General features: G+C 70.3%; 14 protein-coding genes. 9 read left to right on the top strand and 5 right to left on the bottom strand.

Going from position 1 to position 17279, the window contains the following annotated elements; genetic code table 11:
• Positions 1-537 precede the first annotated feature (537 nt).
• Positions 538-2004, bottom strand: coding sequence for an NAD-dependent succinate-semialdehyde dehydrogenase (locus K1T35_RS17435; protein WP_220261183.1), 1467 nt, complete (start codon positions 2002-2004; stop codon positions 538-540).
• Positions 2001-4850: an FAD-binding and (Fe-S)-binding domain-containing protein gene (locus tag K1T35_RS17430; RefSeq protein ID WP_220261182.1), complete on the bottom strand. Its 2850-nt coding sequence runs from the start codon at positions 4848-4850 to the stop codon at positions 2001-2003. The genes K1T35_RS17435 and K1T35_RS17430 overlap by 4 nt, the downstream gene beginning before the upstream one ends.
• 173 nt (positions 4851-5023) lie before the next feature.
• Between K1T35_RS17430 and K1T35_RS17425 the strand changes: the two genes are divergently transcribed.
• Positions 5024-6262: an aspartate aminotransferase family protein gene (locus K1T35_RS17425; protein WP_220261181.1), complete on the top strand. Its 1239-nt coding sequence runs from the start codon at positions 5024-5026 to the stop codon at positions 6260-6262.
• A 15-nt stretch (positions 6263-6277) separates the two neighbouring features.
• On the opposite strand, the gene K1T35_RS17420 is transcribed toward K1T35_RS17425, so the two are convergent.
• From K1T35_RS17420 to K1T35_RS17410, 3 genes are all read right to left on the bottom strand, one after another.
• Positions 6278-7084, bottom strand: a complete 807-nt coding sequence (locus K1T35_RS17420; RefSeq protein ID WP_220261180.1) for a GntR family transcriptional regulator — start codon at positions 7082-7084, stop codon at positions 6278-6280.
• A gap of 214 nt (positions 7085-7298) precedes the next feature.
• Positions 7299-7988 (bottom strand): GntR family transcriptional regulator, encoded by a 690-nt coding sequence (locus tag K1T35_RS17415; RefSeq protein ID WP_220261179.1) that lies wholly within the window; start codon positions 7986-7988, stop codon positions 7299-7301.
• Positions 7985-8158 (bottom strand): hypothetical protein, encoded by a 174-nt coding sequence (locus K1T35_RS17410; protein WP_220261178.1) that lies wholly within the window; start codon positions 8156-8158, stop codon positions 7985-7987. The genes K1T35_RS17415 and K1T35_RS17410 overlap by 4 nt, the downstream gene beginning before the upstream one ends.
• 143 nt (positions 8159-8301) lie before the next feature.
• Here K1T35_RS17410 and K1T35_RS17405 point away from each other — a divergent pair, with 143 nt between their 5' ends.
• Genes K1T35_RS17405 through K1T35_RS17370 form a run of 8 tightly spaced genes read left to right on the top strand, consistent with a single transcriptional unit; the run spans position 8302 to position 17144 of the window.
• Positions 8302-8976 carry a haloacid dehalogenase type II gene (locus K1T35_RS17405; RefSeq protein ID WP_220261177.1) on the top strand — a complete coding sequence of 225 codons (675 nt, stop codon included), beginning with the start codon at positions 8302-8304 and terminating at the stop codon, positions 8974-8976.
• Positions 8977-8992: 16 nt separating this feature from the next.
• Positions 8993-10270 (top strand): FAD-binding oxidoreductase, encoded by a 1278-nt coding sequence (locus tag K1T35_RS17400; RefSeq protein ID WP_220261176.1) that lies wholly within the window; start codon positions 8993-8995, stop codon positions 10268-10270.
• Positions 10267-11742 carry an aldehyde dehydrogenase family protein gene (locus K1T35_RS17395; protein ID WP_220261175.1) on the top strand — a complete coding sequence of 492 codons (1476 nt, stop codon included), beginning with the start codon at positions 10267-10269 and terminating at the stop codon, positions 11740-11742. Before K1T35_RS17400 ends, K1T35_RS17395 begins: the two co-directional genes overlap by 4 nt.
• Entirely contained in the window at positions 11739-12656 is a 918-nt protein-coding gene (locus tag K1T35_RS17390; RefSeq protein ID WP_255622059.1) for an ABC transporter substrate-binding protein, read from the top strand. The genes K1T35_RS17395 and K1T35_RS17390 overlap by 4 nt, the downstream gene beginning before the upstream one ends.
• Positions 12657-12665: 9 nt before the next feature.
• Positions 12666-13565 (top strand): amino acid ABC transporter permease, encoded by a 900-nt coding sequence (locus K1T35_RS17385; RefSeq protein WP_220261174.1) that lies wholly within the window; start codon positions 12666-12668, stop codon positions 13563-13565.
• On the top strand, positions 13562-14365 hold the full coding sequence (locus K1T35_RS17380) for an amino acid ABC transporter ATP-binding protein (protein WP_220261173.1): 804 nt from the start codon (positions 13562-13564) through the stop codon (positions 14363-14365). The genes K1T35_RS17385 and K1T35_RS17380 overlap by 4 nt, the downstream gene beginning before the upstream one ends.
• Complete coding sequence (gene solA / locus K1T35_RS17375) at positions 14362-15519, top strand: N-methyl-L-tryptophan oxidase (protein WP_220261172.1); 1158 nt, start codon at positions 14362-14364, stop codon at positions 15517-15519. The genes K1T35_RS17380 and solA overlap by 4 nt, the downstream gene beginning before the upstream one ends.
• Complete coding sequence (locus tag K1T35_RS17370; RefSeq protein ID WP_255622058.1) at positions 15516-17144, top strand: PucR family transcriptional regulator; 1629 nt, start codon at positions 15516-15518, stop codon at positions 17142-17144. Before solA ends, K1T35_RS17370 begins: the two co-directional genes overlap by 4 nt.
• Positions 17145-17279: the final 135 nt, after the last annotated feature.

The raw sequence follows: 17279 nt of genomic DNA, 5'->3' as shown, positions 1-17279 counted from the left end.
TGGTCGGGCAGGCGATGGCGCAAGGCACGACGAGCTCATTGGTGAGGCACTCATGGATCTCGCGGTGGACGTGGACGTGATCGTGCTCGCCCAGGCGTCAATGGCACGGGTGGTCGCCACTCTCGAGCCAGGAGCCCTGTCCGTCCCGGTGTTTTCGAGCCCCGGCTCGGGAATGGCCAGGCTTGCGTCGGTGCTTGCACAGGCTGCTGCCAACAGTCCGTCACCCGCGCCCGGCTTGTCTCCGATCTCATCCGGTTCGGCATGAGTGAGCGCAGCATCGTGATGGCTCGCGGGCGGTCACGGTCGACGGCGTTGATCGCCTCTCCATGCCGCCGGGCGGGGCAAGAACCTTTCCTGAAGGCACAGCCGCCACCGGGTCGAGCAGGTCGAGCCGCCGAAGGCGTATCCCGGCTGGGCGACGCTGCTGCGCTACCGGTGCCTCGAGGATCCAGACTGCGGCGCCGTCGTTCCGGCCCGGCGCGTTGCCGGCGGTGACGGTGGACTCGGGTCGTCCTTGCCCAGGGGCAAGCCGGATGGCTACCCGACGTGGGAACGGCGTGCGGTGGCGGGTGCCGGCATCGCCACGTACTTGTACTCCAGGAACTCCTCGATACCGATCCGGCCGCCCTCCCGACCCAGTCCGGACTGCTTGACTCCGCCGAACGGCGCCGCCGGGTTGGACACCAGCCCGGTGTTGAGGCCGACCATGCCGGCCTCCAGGCGCTCGCTGACGCGCAGTGCCCGGTCCAGCGACCGGGTGAAGACGTACCCGACCAGGCCCCACTCGGTGTCGTTGGCCCGCCGCACCACCTCGTCCTCGTCCTCGAACGTGAGGATCGCCGCCGCGGGCCCGAAGATCTCGGTGGACATCAGGTCGCTGTCCGGGGACACATCGGTCAGCACCGTCGGCGGGTAGAAGCGACCCAGCCCGTCCGCCCTGGTCCCGCCCACCAGCACCCGAGCGCCGCGCTGCACGGCGTCCTCGATGAGCCGGTCCACCTTGTCGCAGCCCGCCTCGTCGATCAGCGGTCCCACGTCCACGCCCGGCAGGGTTCCCGGCCCGACCACGAGCGAGTTCATCCGGGTGGCGAGCCGCTCCGCGAACTCGTCCACGACCGACCGGTGGACGAAGAAGCGGTTGGCAGCGGTGCACGCCTCGCCCATGTTGCGCATCTTCGCCGCCATGGCGCCGTCGACCGCCACGTCGAGATCGGCGTCGTCGAACACGATGAACGGCGCGTTGCCACCCAGCTCCATCGACGTGCGCACCACAGTGTCGGCGCACTGGGCCAGCAGCAGCCGCCCGACCTGCGTCGACCCGGTGAACGACAGCTTCCTGATGCGTCCCCCGCGCAGCAACGGCTCGATCACCTCCCCGGCCCTTGACGTCGTGACGACGTTGAGCACGCCGTCGGGCAGGCCGGCCTCGCGCAGGATGCCGGCCAGGGCGAGGCTCGACAGCGGAGTCTGCGGGGCCGGCTTGAGCACCATGGTGCAGCCCGCCGCGATCGCGGGGCCGATCTTGCGGGTGCCCATGGCAAGGGGGAAGTTCCACGGCGTGATCAGCAGGCACGGCCCGACGGGCTGCCGCATCAGCAGCATCCGGTTGCGGCCGTCCGGGAGCGTGCCGAAGCCGCCTTCGACGCGCACGGCCTCCTCGGAGAACCAGCGGAAGAACTCGGCCGCGTACGCCACCTCGCCCTTCGACTCCGCGAGCGGCTTGCCCATCTCGGTGGTCACCAGCAGCGCGAGATCGTCGATCCGGGACAGGATGATCTCGTAGGCGCGCCGCAGGATCTCGCTGCGCGCCCGGGGCGCCGTGGCCGCCCACTCCTCTTGGGCCCGCACCGCCGAGGATTCCGCCAGCAGCGCGTCCTTCGGTCCCGCGTCGGCGACGTGGCAGACGATCTCGCCGGTCGCCGGGTCGTCCACGGGCATCGTCGCGCCGTCCACAGCGTCCAGCCACTCGCCGCCGATGAACAGCTGCTTCGGCACGTCGATCATGTTTCTTCTCCTGGGTCGAGTAGTTCTGCCAGATGCAGCGCACGGACGCCCTGGTCACCCGCAATGTGGTCGACCTGGGTGGCACAGCTGAAGCCGTCGGCCACGACGACGGCATCCGCCAGTTCGTCGAGTCGTGGCCGGAGGGACAGGTCCGCGACGGCCATCGAGGTGTCGTAGTGCTGGTCCTCGAAGCCGAAGTTGCCTGCCAGGCCGCAGCAGCCTTCCGCCTCGGTCACCGTCCGCACGCCGAGCCCGGTGAGGAGGTCACGAGGGCGGGCGCCGGGGAAGGTGGCGTAGTCGTGGCAGTGCGTCTGCAGCAGCACCGACTCGGGAACGGCGGGCCGCCAGCCGGTGGTGGACAGCGCGATGAGTGCGCCGGTAAGGGTGTGCACGCGGGCTGCGACGCGGCGGGCGGCGTCGGTGCCGAGCAACTCCGGGACGTCGCGGCGCAGCGCGGCGGCGCAGCTGGGCTCGGCGACGACGATCGGGAGCTCGCGGTGCCGACCACGGTCGAGACGCGCCACCGTGCGGGCCATGACCCGGCGGGCCACGGACAGCTGACCGGTGCTCACCCACGTCAGACCGCAGCACAGACCGTTCTCCGGAGTGCACGGGACTCCCGCGGCGTCGAGCACGCGTGCCGAAGCGGCCGCGATCCGGGGGCGGAAGGCACGCGTGAAGCTGTCGACGAACAGCAGCGCGGCGGGATCGTCACTACCGCTCTGCAGCGCGGATCGCAGGACACGCCGCGGCGCGAACGCGGGGATCGCCCGGCGCGTGGTGACCCCGCCGACTCGCGCAGCCAGCTTTCCCACTGGCCCGCGCAGGAGGGCGTTGAGCGGCCGCGCGACGTAGCTCGCGAGCGCCGAGGTGAGCGGCAGCCATCCCAGCGAGTAGTGCGACCGCGGCCTGATCCGGCGCCGGTAGTGCTGGTGCAGGAACTCCGCCTTGTAGGTGGCCATGTCGACGCCGACCGGACAGTCGGTGGAGCAGGCCTTGCACGACAGGCACAGGTCGAGGGCGTCGCGAACCTCGGTGGACTGCCAGCCGTCGCGGACGATGTCTCCGCGCAGCATCTCCTGCAGCATCCGCGCCCGGCCGCGCGTGGAGTGCAGCTCGTCGCCGGTCGCGCGGTAGCTGGGGCACATCACGCCGCCGGTGTCGCTGCGGCACCGGCCGATGCCGACGCATCGGCGGGCGGCACCGGCGAAGCCGTCCTCGTCGTGCGGGAACGTGAACAGCGTCGGGCGGCCGTCCGGCTGCGGAAACTCGAGCGCCAGATCGGAGTCCAGTGCCGCAGGCGCCACGATGACACCGGAGTTCAACACACCGTCCGGGTCGAAGATCCGCTTGAAGGCGGCGAACGCCCGAAGAACCCGGGGGCTGTACATGATCTTCAGCAGCTCGCCGCGCGCCCGCCCGTCGCCGTGCTCACCCGACAGCGTCCCGCCATGCCGCACGACGAGCGCCGCCGCCTCCTCCAGGAACCCTCGGGCCGCGGCCCGACCGGCATCGGTGGCGAAGTCGAAGTCGACTCGCACGTGCACGCAACCCGCGCCGAAATGTCCGTAGAGGACTCCCGTGAACCGGTGCTCCGACAGCAGCGCGCGGAAGTCACGCAGGTAACCCGGCAAGTTCTCCGGGGCGACCGCGGCGTCCTCCCACCCCGGCCACGACTCGCCGCCGTCGACCAGGCGCGCGGCCAGCCCCGCGCCGTCCTCGCGAACCCGCCAGAGCGAGCGCCGCCGGTCGTCGCCTTCCACGACCGTGCCGTCGCGCATCCGCCCGTTGCTTTTGAGCGCGTAGAGCAGATCGGCCGCACGGGTGGCCACCTCGGCCTCGTCCGCACCGTCGAGCTCCACGTAGAGCCACGCCCGCCCGTCGGGTAGCCCGGTGACCGAGTCCGGGCCGCGGCGTGCCCGCATGGTGGCTACGATCGCCTCGTCCATGCCCTCCACAGCCGTCGGCGACCACGTCAGGATCTCCGGCACGTCCTCGGCGGCATCGACCACGTCGTCATAGCCCAGCGCCAGCAGGGCCGAGGCCGGCGCCGTGGCCACGAGCCGGACCGTCGCGGCCACCACGACCGCGCAGGTGCCCTCCGTGCCGACCAGGGCACGGGCCAGATCGAAGCCGTTCTCCGGGAGCAGGTGGTGTAGCTGGTAGCCGGAGACCTGGCGGGGGATGCGGCCCAGCTCGGTGCGGAGCGGTTCCAGGTTGTCCGCGACCAGGCCGCCAAGCTCGGCCACGATCTCCGCGACGCGCCGGTTGGCGTGGTGGTCGTCGGGATCGGCGGGACGCAGCCCGGTGTGGTCGGCGACCGCCCGGACACCGTCGGCCGTGACGATCTCCAGGGACACGACATGCGCGCTGGTGCGCCCATGGCGCACCGACCGGTTGCCACACGCATCGTTGCCGATCATCCCGCCCAGCGTGCAGCGGCTGTGCGACGACGGGTCCGCGCCGAACGTCAGCCCGTGTGGCGCGACGGCGCTGCGCAGCTCGTCCAGCACGACCCCGGCCTCGACCCGGGCCGTGCACGCCAGCGCATCGATCTCCAGGATCCGGTTCATCTCGCGGGAGAAATCCAGCACGACCCCGGGGCCGACGGCGTTGCCCGCCATGCTCGTCCCACCACCGCGCGCGGTGACCGGAACACCCACGTCCCGGCAGGCACCAAGCACAGCGCACACGTCGTCCGCCGAGCGTGGAAGGGCCACCGCAACGGGCGGCACCCGGTAGTTGGACGCGTCGTAGGCGTACGGGGCGATCCCGCCGGGCGCGGTCTCCAGCCGCATTCCCGGTGCGGTATCGGCGAGCAGACGGGCGAGTGCACCGGCGGTCATGGTCTCCCCGTCTGCGGTGGTGAATGGATGCGGTTACCCGAGACTGATCCGCGGCAGAGGCCCCGACAACGAATGGTCTGTCCGATTCAGGGCTCCGTTCTGGACGTTCTGTCAAGCCGAACCGGGAGCGGACCGGACGTAGCGTCGGGGAACCCGAAGATGGAGGCTCACGAATGACATCCGACGCTCCCGCGCTCTGGAGCGCCCAGGCCCACATGCCGTCCGTGCTCGGCCGCCAGCTCGTGATCACCCGGGCGAAGGACAGCTACGTCTACACCGCCGACGGGCGAGCCCTTTTCGACGGAACGGCGGGGCTGTGGCACGCCAACGTCGGCCATGCCCGCCCGGAGCTGGCCGAGGCGGCCCATGCCCAGATGCTTCGCCTGGAGACCTACCACGTGTTCGGGCGCTACCTCAACGATCGTGCCGTCGAGCTCGCCGAGCGCCTCGCCGCCCTGTCCCCCGTCCCGGACGCCAAGGTGATCCTGAACAGCGGCGGGTCCGACGCGATCGACGTGGCGTGCAAGCTGGCGCGGCGGTACTGGCAACAGGACGGTCGGCCCGGAAAGACCGTCGTGCTCAGCCGCGAGTTCGCGTACCACGGCCTGCACGCCTACGGCACCAGCATCGCGGGTCTGGACTTCAACCGCGCCGGGTACGGCACCGACTCCCTCGTACCGGAGACGGCGCGGGTGTCGACCGACGACATCGCAGCCGTCGAGCGCACCGTGGCGGAGATCGGCGGGGACAACATCGCGGCGCTCGTCGCCGAGCCCGTCCAGGGCACCGGCGGTGTCAACCCGCCGGCACCCGGCTACCTCGAGGGACTGCAGCGGATCTGCCGCGACAACGACATCCTGCTGATCGTCGACGAGGTCATCACCGGCTTCGGCCGCACTGGTGTCATGTTCGCCTGCGAACGCTACGGTCTCCAGCCGGACCTCGTGACCTTCGCCAAAGGCGTGACCTCGGGTTACGCGCCGCTCGGCGGTGTGCTCGTCGCGCCGCGCGTCTGGCAGCCGTTCTACCGCGACGGGGCGCCGACGTTCCGGTACGGCTCCACCTACTCCGGCCACGCCACCGCCTGCGCCGTGGCGATGCGCAACATCGACCTGCTGGAGGAGGAGAAGCTGCTGCCGCGGGTGGCGGAGCTGGAGCTCCTGCTGGCCGACGAGCTCAGCCGCCTGAGCACCTGCGACGGCGTGACGGACACCCGCGTGGCCGGGCTGCTCGGCGGAGTCACGCTCGCCGAGCACCTCAGCGCCGAGGCCGCCGCGGACGAGCTCGTGGAACGCGGGTTCATCACGCGTCCGTTGCGCGGCAACACCCTGCAGATCAGCCCGCCGTTCATCACGACGGACGAGGAGCTCCGCGCGATGGTCCGCGAGATCGGCGCCGTGATCGCCGGGTAGAAGCGATCGGCGCGACTACCTGTCGCCGTCCCGTTCCTGGCGAGCTCTGGACAGCGACTCGACCGCGTCGGACATGTGCCGGTCGATCTCAGCCAGCATCGCGGCGAGGTCACCGCCGAGGAGCCGGTCTCGCAACCGCCGGTGCTCCTCCACCGCCGTGGGCGGCCGGATGTAGCGGTCGTCGAAAGCCATCATGCACAGCATGGTTTCGGCGCTCAGCGTGGAGAACATGCGGGACAGGCGTGGGCTCTGCGCGGCCTCGACCATCGTCTCGTGGAAATGGAGGTCCTCGCGGGCCAGTTTCGGCCAGTCGCCGGCGTTCATGTACAGCTCGATGTTCCGCAGAATTCCTTCGAGCCGCTCCGCGAGGCCGGCCGGGATCCCCCGTTCGTACACGGTGCTCGCCGCTTCCTTCTCGACGGCACGCCGGCCGCGGTAGACATCCTCGATGTCGCTGACGTCGAGCTCGACGACGGACACGCCCCGGTTCCGCTGGCTGACCAGGAGTCCTTCCTGGACGAGCCGCTGCACGGCCTCCCGCACAGGCCCGCGGCTCATCCCCAACCGGGCCGCCAGCTGCACCTCGCTGATCTGCTCCCCGGGCGCGAAGCTGCCGTCCACGATGCGTTCCCGCAGCTGATCCGCGATCACGGCAGAGGTCCCCCTGAGCGCCACGGGAACCATGTTGTCGAGTCCGGTCATCAGCCGATGCCGCCTTCCCTGGATGTGCCGACACGTGGCGCTGAACCAACGTATCCCTGTCGCTTGTCGACGACCTTCCGCAACGGACGAGCTGCGCATCGCGCCAAGCACGTCGGGCACTGATCAACCCGCGAGCCCGCCGTGAGAAGCGGCCGTGACCACGACGAGATCGTAGTAGCCCACGATCTCGACGAGGGACGACAGTCCACTGTCGGCATGTCGACGTGTTGACGACCAGTTCGTCGCGAGCCGGCTGGTCCAGGCCGGGCTCTCGGTCGAGGACCGCGAGTTCGAGAGCCCGGAGGCCGTCGAGTTCGCGAACATGACCACGTGATCACGACCCGTCGCCGTCCCGTTCCCGGCGGGCCCTGGTCAACGAGTCGACCGAGTGGGACATGTGCCGATCGATCTCCGCCAGCATCTCCGCGAGGTCGCCGCCGAGGAGCCGGTCGAGCAACCGCCGGTGTTCCTCCACGGCCGTTGGCGGCCGGATGTAGCGGTCGTCGAAAGCCGACATGCACAGCATGGTCTCGGCGGCCAACGTGGAGAACATGCGGGACAGGCGTGGGCTCTGCGCCGCCTCGACCATCGTCTCGTGGAAATGGAGGTCCTCGCGGGCCAGTTTCGGCCAGTCGCGGGCGTTCATGTGCAGCTCGATGTTCCGCAGGATGCCTTCGAGCCGCTCCGCGAGGCCGGCCGGGATCCCGCGTTCGTGCACGGTGCTCGCCGCTTCCTTCTCGACGGCGCGCCGTCCGCGGTAGACGTCCTCGATGTCGCCGACATCCAGATCGACGACGAACACACCCCGGTTCCGGTGACTGGCCAGCAAGCCCTCCTGCGCGAGCCGCTGCACCGCCTCCCGCACCGGCCCGCGACTCATCCCCAATCGGGCCGCCAGCTGCACCTCACTGATCTGCTCCCCCGGCGCGAAACTGCCGTCCAGGATCCGTTCCCGCAGCTGATCCGCGATCACCGCTGACGTCCCCCGCAGCGACAGGGGCACCATGTTCTCGACTCCGGTCATCCGCCGATGCCGCCTTCCCTCGATGTGCCGACGTCCACCACTTGCCCTCCCATGCGGAACAGCCCTGCCAGGCGGGAATGGCGGCTGGCACCGTCGACGGTCACCCCGACGGCGCGCAGCATGTCGGCGATGCGACTGCCCACCGAACCGGCGCTGGGGGTGGGGTGCATGGGTCCTCCCGGGTGACGCTTCGCGGTGTCGACCTGTCGACCTGTTGACAGTTGGCGAGACTACACCTTAATGTCCCGCGGCATCAGTGGCCCGCCGCACATCGCGGCAACCGCGCCGACAGGCAGACGAGATCGGAGAGCCAGTGCCCGAGATCAAGATCCGGCCCGACTACATCACGTTCGACTGCTACGGAACCCTGATCAACTTCGAGATCCAGTCGACCACCCGCAGGCTGCTCGGAGACCAGCTCACCGCGGAGGAGTTCAAGGCCTTCGTCCCGGCGTTCCGCGCCTACCGCTACGACCAGGTCTGCGGCGATTCCTACTACGCCTACGAGCAGGTGCTGGAGGACTCGTTCACGCGCGTCTGCCGCCGGTGGGGACTGCAGGTCCCGGAGGGCTCTGGCAAGGAGTTCGGCGACGCCGTGCGGTCCTGGGGCCCGCACGCCGACATCCCGACCCCGCTGAAGAAGCTGGCAGGCGAGTTCCCGCTGGTGATCCTCTCCAACGCCGACGACGCCTTCCTGGACATCTCCGTCCCGCGGCTGGGAGCCGACTTCCACGCCGTCTACACCGCGGAGCAGGCCGGGGCCTACAAGCCCAGGTACAAGGCATTCGAGTACATGCTCGACAGCCTGGGGACGCAGCCGGACAAGATCCTGCACGTCTCGTCCCACACCCGTTACGACATCATGCCGTGCGCCGACCTCGGCATCACCAACACCGTGCTCCTCGACCGCGGCTACGACCCGCCGAGCACGTACGGGTACGTCCGCGTCGAGTCGCTCGACGAGCTGAACACCCTGCTCGGGCTCTGAGGCAAGGGCAGCGACGATGAAACTGACGTCCTACTGGCTGGACACGGCCGAACCGGCCGGGGACTTCCGGCGCAACCCGATCCCGGCCGAGGTCGACGTGGCCGTCGTCGGCGCCGGGTTCACCGGGCTGTCCGCGGCACTGGAGCTCGCGAAGCAGGGCGCGAGCGTGGCGCTGCTCGAGCAGCACACCGTCGGCTGGGGGGCGTCGGGCCGCAACGGCGGGATGGCGACCACCGGGCTCGCCATCGGCTTCGCGCAGGCCGTCAAGCGCTACGGCGAGCGGCCCGCCACGGCCATGTTCCTCGAGTACAACCGCGCGATCGACACGATCGAGTCGCTGGTCAAGGAACACGGCATCGACTGCGACTTCGAACGCACGGGCAAGCTCACGCTGGCCTACAAGCCCGCGCACTACGAGGGCATGAAGCGCAGCCAGGCGCTGCTCGCCGAGCTCGCCGGCCACCACGTGCAGCTCGTGCCGAAGGCCGACATCCACTCCGAGATCGGGTCCGACTTCTACCACGGCGCCACGGTCGATCCCCAGGCCGCGGGGCTGCACGTCGCCCGGTTCGCCCAGGGGCTCGCCGCCGCCGCTGTTCAGCACGGCGCCGGGATCCACGAGAACGCCGCGGTCACCGAGCTGCGCAGGGTGAGCGGCACCGTCCACGACGTCCACACCACCCGCGGCATCACGCGGGCCAAGCAGGTGCTGGTGGGCACGAGCGGCTACACCGGCCGCCCCTTCCCCTGGTTGCAGCGGCGGGTGATCCCGGTGGGCAGCTTCATCATCGTCACCGAGCCGCTGTCCGACGACGTGGTGAAGACGCTGCTGCCGAACCGCCGGATGGCGTCGGACAGCAAGAACCTCATCTACTACTTCCGGCTCACTCCGGACAACCGGATGCTGTTCGGCGGGCGGGCCCGGTTCGCGACGTCGAGCCCGGACTCCGACCTCAAGAGCGGGCAGGTGCTGCGCAAGGCGATGAGCACCGTGTTCCCCACTCTTGCCGACGCGCGCATCGACTACACCTGGGGCGGGCTGGTCGACCTGTCCATGGACCAGATGGTCCACGCCGGCGAGCACGACGGCCTCTTCTACTCGCTGTGCTACAGCGGGCACGGCGTGCAGATGGCCACTCACATGGGCACCGCGATGGCGGCGTACCTCGGGGGCGACCGCTCCGCGAACCCCTGGGGCGCGCTGCGGTTCCCCCCGGTGCCGGGGCACTTCGGCCGGCCATGGTTCCTCCCCCTCATCGGTGGCGGGGCCCGGCTTGCGGACCTGGTCCGATGACCGCCGCCGCCGTTCCGATCGCACCGGCGACGGCAATCGGGCCGCCCGGTGGGGCGTTCATCGCGGGGCAGTGGCAGACCACGGAACTCGCCATGGCCGTGCACGATCCTGAGAACGGACAGCTCGTCGGCCAGGTCGCCCGTTCCTCCCGCGCCGATGTGCACCGGGCGGCCACGGCGCTGCGGCACGGGCTGAGCCGGGACTGGCCGCTGCACCGGCGCCGCGCGGCCCTCACCGAGGCGTCCGCCCGGCTCGCGGCCCAGGCGGAACGCTTCGCCCGGCTCATCTCCACGGAGGGCTGCAAGACCGTGGTCGAGGCCGAGCGTGAGGTCGCCAGGGCGGTGGAGACGCTGCGGCTGTCGGGCGAGTGCGCCGACGCGCTCACGGGCGAGACGCTGCCGCTCGACAACACCGACCGCGGTGGCGGGCGGATCGGCTGGTTCGTCCGCGCGCCGGTCGGCGTTGTCGCCGCGATCACCCCGTTCAACGACCCGTTGAACCTTGTGGCGCACAAGCTCGGGCCGGCGCTGCTGGCCGGCAACGGCGTGATCCTCAAGCCGCACGAGGCGACCCCGCTCACCGCGCTCGCGCTCGCCGACGTGCTGCTCGAGGCCGGTGTCCCGGGGGATCGGCTGGCGGTGGTGTGCGGGGAGGCGGAGACCGGCGGGCACGTGGTCACGCACCCAGAGGTCGACCTCATCTCGTTCACCGGAGGCCCGGCCACGGCCGCCCGGATCTCGGCGATGGCAGGACCCCGCCGGCTGCTCATGGAGCTGGGCGGGAACAACCCGACGCTCGTGTGCGCGGACGCCGACCCGGCCGCGGCGGCCGCCGCGATCGTCGGTGGGGCGTTCGGGGCCGCCGGCCAGAACTGCCTGTCGGTGCAGCGCGTCTACATCGCACGCGAGCTGTTCGACCTGGTGTCGGCGGCCGTGGTGGCCAAGACGCGTGCCCTCGTCGTCGGCAGCAAGCAGAGCAGGCGCACCCAGGTCGGCCCGATGATCAATGAGGGCGAGGCCCGGCGGGTCGAGGAGTGGGTGGCCGACGCCGTCGGCCGGGGGGCGCAGGTGCTGGCCGGCGGCACCAGGAACGGCGGCTTCCACGCCCCGACGGTGCTCGGCAAGGTTCCGGGCGACGCCCGGATCGCGGTCGGGGAGGTGTTCGGACCGGTCGTCTGCCTCTTCGCCTTCGACACGGTCGAGGACGCAATCAGCCGGGCGAACTCGGCGCAGGCGCTGCACGCGGGGGTTTTCACGCGGGACGTCGCCACGGCGTTGCGGATCAGCGAGCGGCTGGTCGCAGGGGCGGTCCTGGTCAACGACACCAGTGACTTCCGCATCGATGCGATGCCGTTCGGCGGCTTCGGCCGCGCCGGGATCGGCAGGGAAGGCATCAAGCACGCCATCGCGGCGATGACGGAATCGAAGTCCTTCATCGTCAACAACATTTCGGGGCACGAGGAGACACGATGAAGTCGATCCGAACGATCCAGATTGCGGCGCTGGCCGCGATCGCTGCGATGGGCCTCGCGGCGTGTGGCAGCGGAAGCGCCGACACCGCGACACCGGGTGCCTCGGCGTCGAGCCAGACCGACGACATCTCGGTCAACGTGGCCGTCGACGAGAACGCCAGGGCGCTGCTCTCCCAGTCGGCCAAGGACAAGGGCACGCTCACGGTCGCGATGGAGCTCAAGTACCCGCCGACCACGTTCCTCGCCGAAGACGGTCGAACTCCGATCGGGTTCAACCCGGACATGTCGCGGCTGATCGCGAAGAAGCTCGGGCTGGAGCTCGAGATCGTCGACGTCGGGTTCGACACCATCATCCCGTCGCTGCAGGGCAACCGGTACGACATGACCGTGACGTCGATGTCCGCGACCGCGGAGCGGGTCGCGGTCGTCGACATGATCGACTACTTCAAGACCGGTGGCTCCGTCGCGGTGGCCAAGGGCAACCCGGACGGATTCGCCGTCGACAACCTGTGCGGCCGGGAAGTCGTGGTGACCAAGGGGTCGATCCAGGCCACCAAGCGCCTGCCCGAGCTGTCCAAGACGCAGTGCGAGGACCAGGGCAAGCCGGCCATCACCGGCATCATCCTGCCCAGCGTGCAGGACGCGATGACCCAGCTTGCCTCCGGCCGGATCAAGGCCGTCTACTACGACACCACCTCGCTCGGCTGGGCCGCCACCCAGCAGCCTAACCGGTTCGAGGTGCTCTCCCCCCAGGTCAACGAGTCCACGGTCTCGGTGGCCCTGCCCAAGGGCAGCGAGCTGTCCCCCGCGGTGCAGGCCGCCATCCAGTCGATCATGGGCACTCCCGAGTACGAGGAGGCGCTGGGCCGGTGGGGACTCGACGGGCTCGGCATCACCGAAGCGAAACTGCACTAGGCGCCGGCCATGACCGAGACCCGTGAGATCCGTCCGGAAGACAAGAAACGCCTCCGGCCCCGCCAACTGCGGGACTACCTGTCCTGGCTCGCCGCACTGCTGATCGCCGGGACACTCACCTACAGCGTGCTCACGAACCCCAACTACGAATGGGACGTGGTCGCGAAATACTTCACCCACGAATCCATCCTGCGCGGCATCGGGATCACCCTGATGCTCACCGCGGTCAGCATGATCCTGGGCTGCGTCATCGGGCTGGTCCTCGCATTGATGCGGGACTCCAAGAACAAACCCGTCGCCGCCGTCGCAATCGGCTACATCTCCTTCTTCCGCGGCACGCCGGTGCTTGTCCAGCTCATCTTCTGGTTCAACTTCGCCGCGCTGTACCCGAACCTGTCACTCGGCGTCCCCTTCACCGAATGGCAATACCAGATCGACACCAACACCCTGATCGGTCCGCTGACCGCCGCGATCATCGGGCTCACCCTGAACGAGGCCGCCTACATGGCGGAGATCATCCGGGGTGGTTTCGCCGCGGTCGACAAGGGACAGATCGAAGCGGCCGACTCGCTGGGCATGAGCTTCTCCAGGAAGCTGCGCGCGGTGCTGCTCCCGCAGATCATGCCGGCGGTCATCCCGCCCACCGGCAACCAGCTGATCGGCATGTTGAAGGGCACCTCCCTGGTGAGCGTGCTGGGCGTCGCGGACCTGCTGCAGAGCGCGCAGCTGATCTACGCCCGCACCTACGAGACCATCCCGCTGCTGATCGTCGCCAGCCTCTGGTACCTGGCGATGACGATCGCGCTCGGGATCCCCCAGTCCATGATCGAGAGGTACTACGGGCGATCCGACCGGGTGCCCGCCAGCGCTCGCCGGGCGGCCGCGAAGCAGCTGGAGGTGCCGGCATGAGCGAGCTCACGAGCGAATCAACAACACAGCCCAGCGGAGAAGGCACGATCGTCGGCCGGGAGATCCGCAAGTCGTTCGGTTCCCACCTCGTGCTGGCCGGTATCGACGTCACCGTCGAGGCCGGGGAGATCACCTGCATCGTCGGCCCGAGCGGGTCGGGCAAGTCCACCCTGCTGCGGTGCATCAACGGCCTGGAAACCGTCGACTCCGGGGTGCTGCGGGTCAACGGTGAGGACCTGGGGTTCCGGGAAACACCCTCGGCGTACATCGCCCTGTCCCCCGCGGCGCTGGCGGCGCAGCGCCAGCACATCGGCATGGTCTTCCAGGGGTTCAACCTGTTCCCGCACATGACGGCTGCCGAGAACGTCATGGCCGGACCGGTGCTCGTGAAGGGCGCCCCCAAGGCCACCGCCAAGGAGCAGGCCACCTGCCTGCTGGCCAGCGTCGGGCTGGCCGGGTTCGAACGCCACTACCCGGGGCAGCTGTCCGGCGGGCAGAAACAACGCGTCGCGATCTGCCGCGCCCTGGCCATGGAACCCAGCATCATGCTCTTCGACGAACCCACCAGCGCGCTGGACCCGGAACGGGTCGGTGAGGTCCTCGGCGTCATGAAGGACCTGGCCACCAAGGGCATGACCATGGTCGTGGTCACCCACGAGATCGGCTTCGCCCGCGAGGTCGCCGACAGCCTGCTGTTCATGGACGAAGGCCTGGTCATCGAACGCGGCGACGCACGCGAGGTCCTCTCCGCGCCCAAGGAGAAGCGCACACAGTCGTTCCTGGAGAAAGTACTGACATGACGGACGGCGAGCTGGCGGTCATCGGCCTGGGCAGCGCGGGCAGCATGGCGCTGTGGCAGGCGGCCAAGCTGTCGGGCGGTGTCGTCGGTTTCGAGGCACGGACCCCCGCCCACGGCCGCAGCGCCGTGGGCGGGGACTCCCGGCTGTTCCGCATGACGTTCCGGGAGCAACACGACCTGACCCCCGTCCTCGAGAGCTCCCTCCGGTTGTGGCGTGAGCTCGAGTCCGAATCGGGGCAGGAGATCCTCACCCAGTGCGGCGGCCTCTCCATCGGCGACCGGAACGGCGACTACATCGACGCGATGCTGCGCAACGTCCGGGAGACGGGCGCGCCGCACACGCTGCTGGACGCCGCGGCGCTGCGCGCCCGGTATCCCCAGCACCGCGTGGGCGACGACGACGCGGCCGTGTTCGATCCGCGCGCGGGGTTCCTGCGGACGGACCGTGCGGTGCTCTCGGCCGTGGCGGCGGCCGAGAGCCAGGGTGCGCAGGTGCTGACCTCGACACCGGTGGACGAGTTGCACGAGGAAGCGCACGGCGTGCGGGTGATCTCCGGCTCGTCGAGCTGGACGTTCGAGCGTGTTGTCGTGGCGGCGGGCGGGTGGTCGCGGCACCTGCTGCCGGCCCAGGTCGCCGACGCCGTCGAACCACGCCGGATCTTCCTCACCTGGTTCCTCGCGCGCGAGCCCGCGAGCTACACGCCGGACCGATTCCCGATCTTCATCAGGATCCAGGACGGGATGGGTATGTACGGGGCGCCGTCCGTCGACGGCGCCACGGTCAAGGCCACCCTCGACGGCCGGGGTGTGCCCGCGTCCTCCGCGGACGACGTGGCTCGCGAGCTCACCGACGCCGAGGTGGCGGAGAGCGAGCTGACCGTCGGTGCGTTCCTGCCGGGCCTGGTGCCGAGCATCGTCAGGTCCGACTCCTACCCGGACCTCTACACCGCCGACCGGCGGCCGGTGATCGGAAGCGTTCCCGGCCGTCCCCGCACGTTCCTGGCGACCGGGTTCTCCGGTGCCGGGTTCAAGATCGCCTCAGGGGTCGGATCGCTGATCGCTCGACGGGCGCTGGGCCGTCCGCCCCACCCCGACCTGGAGGGCACGCTGCGGTTCGCCGATCCCGGGCGGTTCGCGTCGACAATGGCGCGGTGATCGACCAGACCCCGCCGGCCTGCGGCCCGCTCACCGTCGCAGACGTGCTGGCACTTCCGGTCATGGCCGTCGGGGTTCCGCAGGTCGTCGCCGGAGAGGCCGCGCTCGACCGGCACGTGCGCTGGGTCCACATCACCGAGCTGACGGACCCGGCCTCGTTCCTGAAGGGCGGAGAGCTCGTCCTCACGACCGGTCTGCCGTTGCCGACGCAGCCCTCCCTGGTCCGCCGCTACGTGGACGAGCTCGCCGACACCGGCGCGGCGGGCCTCGTCATCGAGCTCGTCCGGCGGTTCCACCGACCACCCGATTCCCTGGTCCAGGCGTGCCGACGCCGCGGGCTGCCGCTGGTGACCCTGTCCAAGGACGTCAACTTCGTGGACGTCACCCAAGTCGTCCACGCTCTCATCCTCGGCAGCCAGGCAGCGGCCCTGCACCGGACGCAGCAGATCCACGAGGCGTTCACCGCGCTGACGCTGCGCGGCGCCTGCGCCGAGGACGTCCTGCGGGCGGCCGCGGAGATGAGCGGACGCACGGTGGTGCTGGAGAACCTGGTGCACCAGGCCGTGATCTGCGAGCCGGCCGGTGGCAGCGTGGAACGGGCGCTCGACGCATGGGAAGGCCGGTCCAGGGCGGCGCCCCGCTGCGATGCGCCCTCCGTGCAGGGCCCCGAGGGCTGGCTGGTGGCTCCCGTGGAGTACCAGGGCGAACGGTGGGGCCGCCTGGTCATGCTCCCGGCGGGGCGAGCCTTCCGGCCCGAGGACGGCACCGTCCTGGAGCGGGCGGCGATGACGTTGACGATCGCCCGTCTCATCCACTCCACCTCGTGGGAACGCGCCGCGCACCGCAACCTGCTGCGGGACATCGCCGACGGGCGGCACCGATCCCCCGCCGAGGCGGGCGCACGTGCTGCCGCGCTGGGCCTGCCCGACGACCGCCGCTTCCTCGCCGTCCTCGTGGACACCGCGACCCAACCCGAGCTCGAGAGCCTGCTTGCCGAGGAGCTGCAGGCGGACCACGGCTCCGCACTCGTGGGCGAGCTCGCGCCCGGGCGCATCGGGGTGCTACTCGCCCTGCGCCACGAGGAGGACTGGCGGCCCGCTGTCGAGCGGTTGGCCCGCGCCGCGACGGACGCCGATCCCCAGGCGGTGGTGTGCGTCGGTTCCGAGGGCGCCGGCATCACCCACGCCGCCCGCTCCATCCGCGACGCGATCCGAATCGCGGAGTCGGTTCTCCCCGGCACTGCCGGCAAGCCCTACCACGAGCTGGCCGACATCGGCCTGCGACAGCTGCTGTACGCGCTGCGCGAGGACGTCCGGGTTCAGGATTACGGCGAACAGCAGATCGGGCGGCTCCTCACTCACGACGCCCGACACCTCACCGAGCTCGCGCCGACCCTGCGCCACTACCTGGACGCCGCGGGCAACAAGACGGCGGCCGCGCGCCGTGGAGGCCTCTCCCGACAGACGCTCTACCAGCGCCTCGACGCCATCGAGCGGATGCTCGGCTGCGACCTCGAATCCGGCGAGGAACGAACCGCGCTGCACGTGGCACTCATCGCCCGCGACGTTCTACGGATGAGCGGGGCGCCGCGGGCGCGCAACGACCAGCCCGTAGATCCGACCTGACGCGATCCACGCACGAACGTGCCGATCGACATGCCGGTGGTCGCCATGCCGCCGTTGCGACCCGAGGCGCCGACGCCGACGGTGTTCTGCTCGACGAGGTCCACCTTCGCTCCCGGCAAACTGTTGACAGTTGAC

Source organism: Pseudonocardia sp. DSM 110487 (genome assembly GCF_019468565.1).
GTDB lineage: Bacteria > Actinomycetota > Actinomycetes > Mycobacteriales > Pseudonocardiaceae > Pseudonocardia.
Note: the sequence above shows the minus strand (reverse complement) of the source record. Positions and strands in the feature narration are given on the sequence as shown.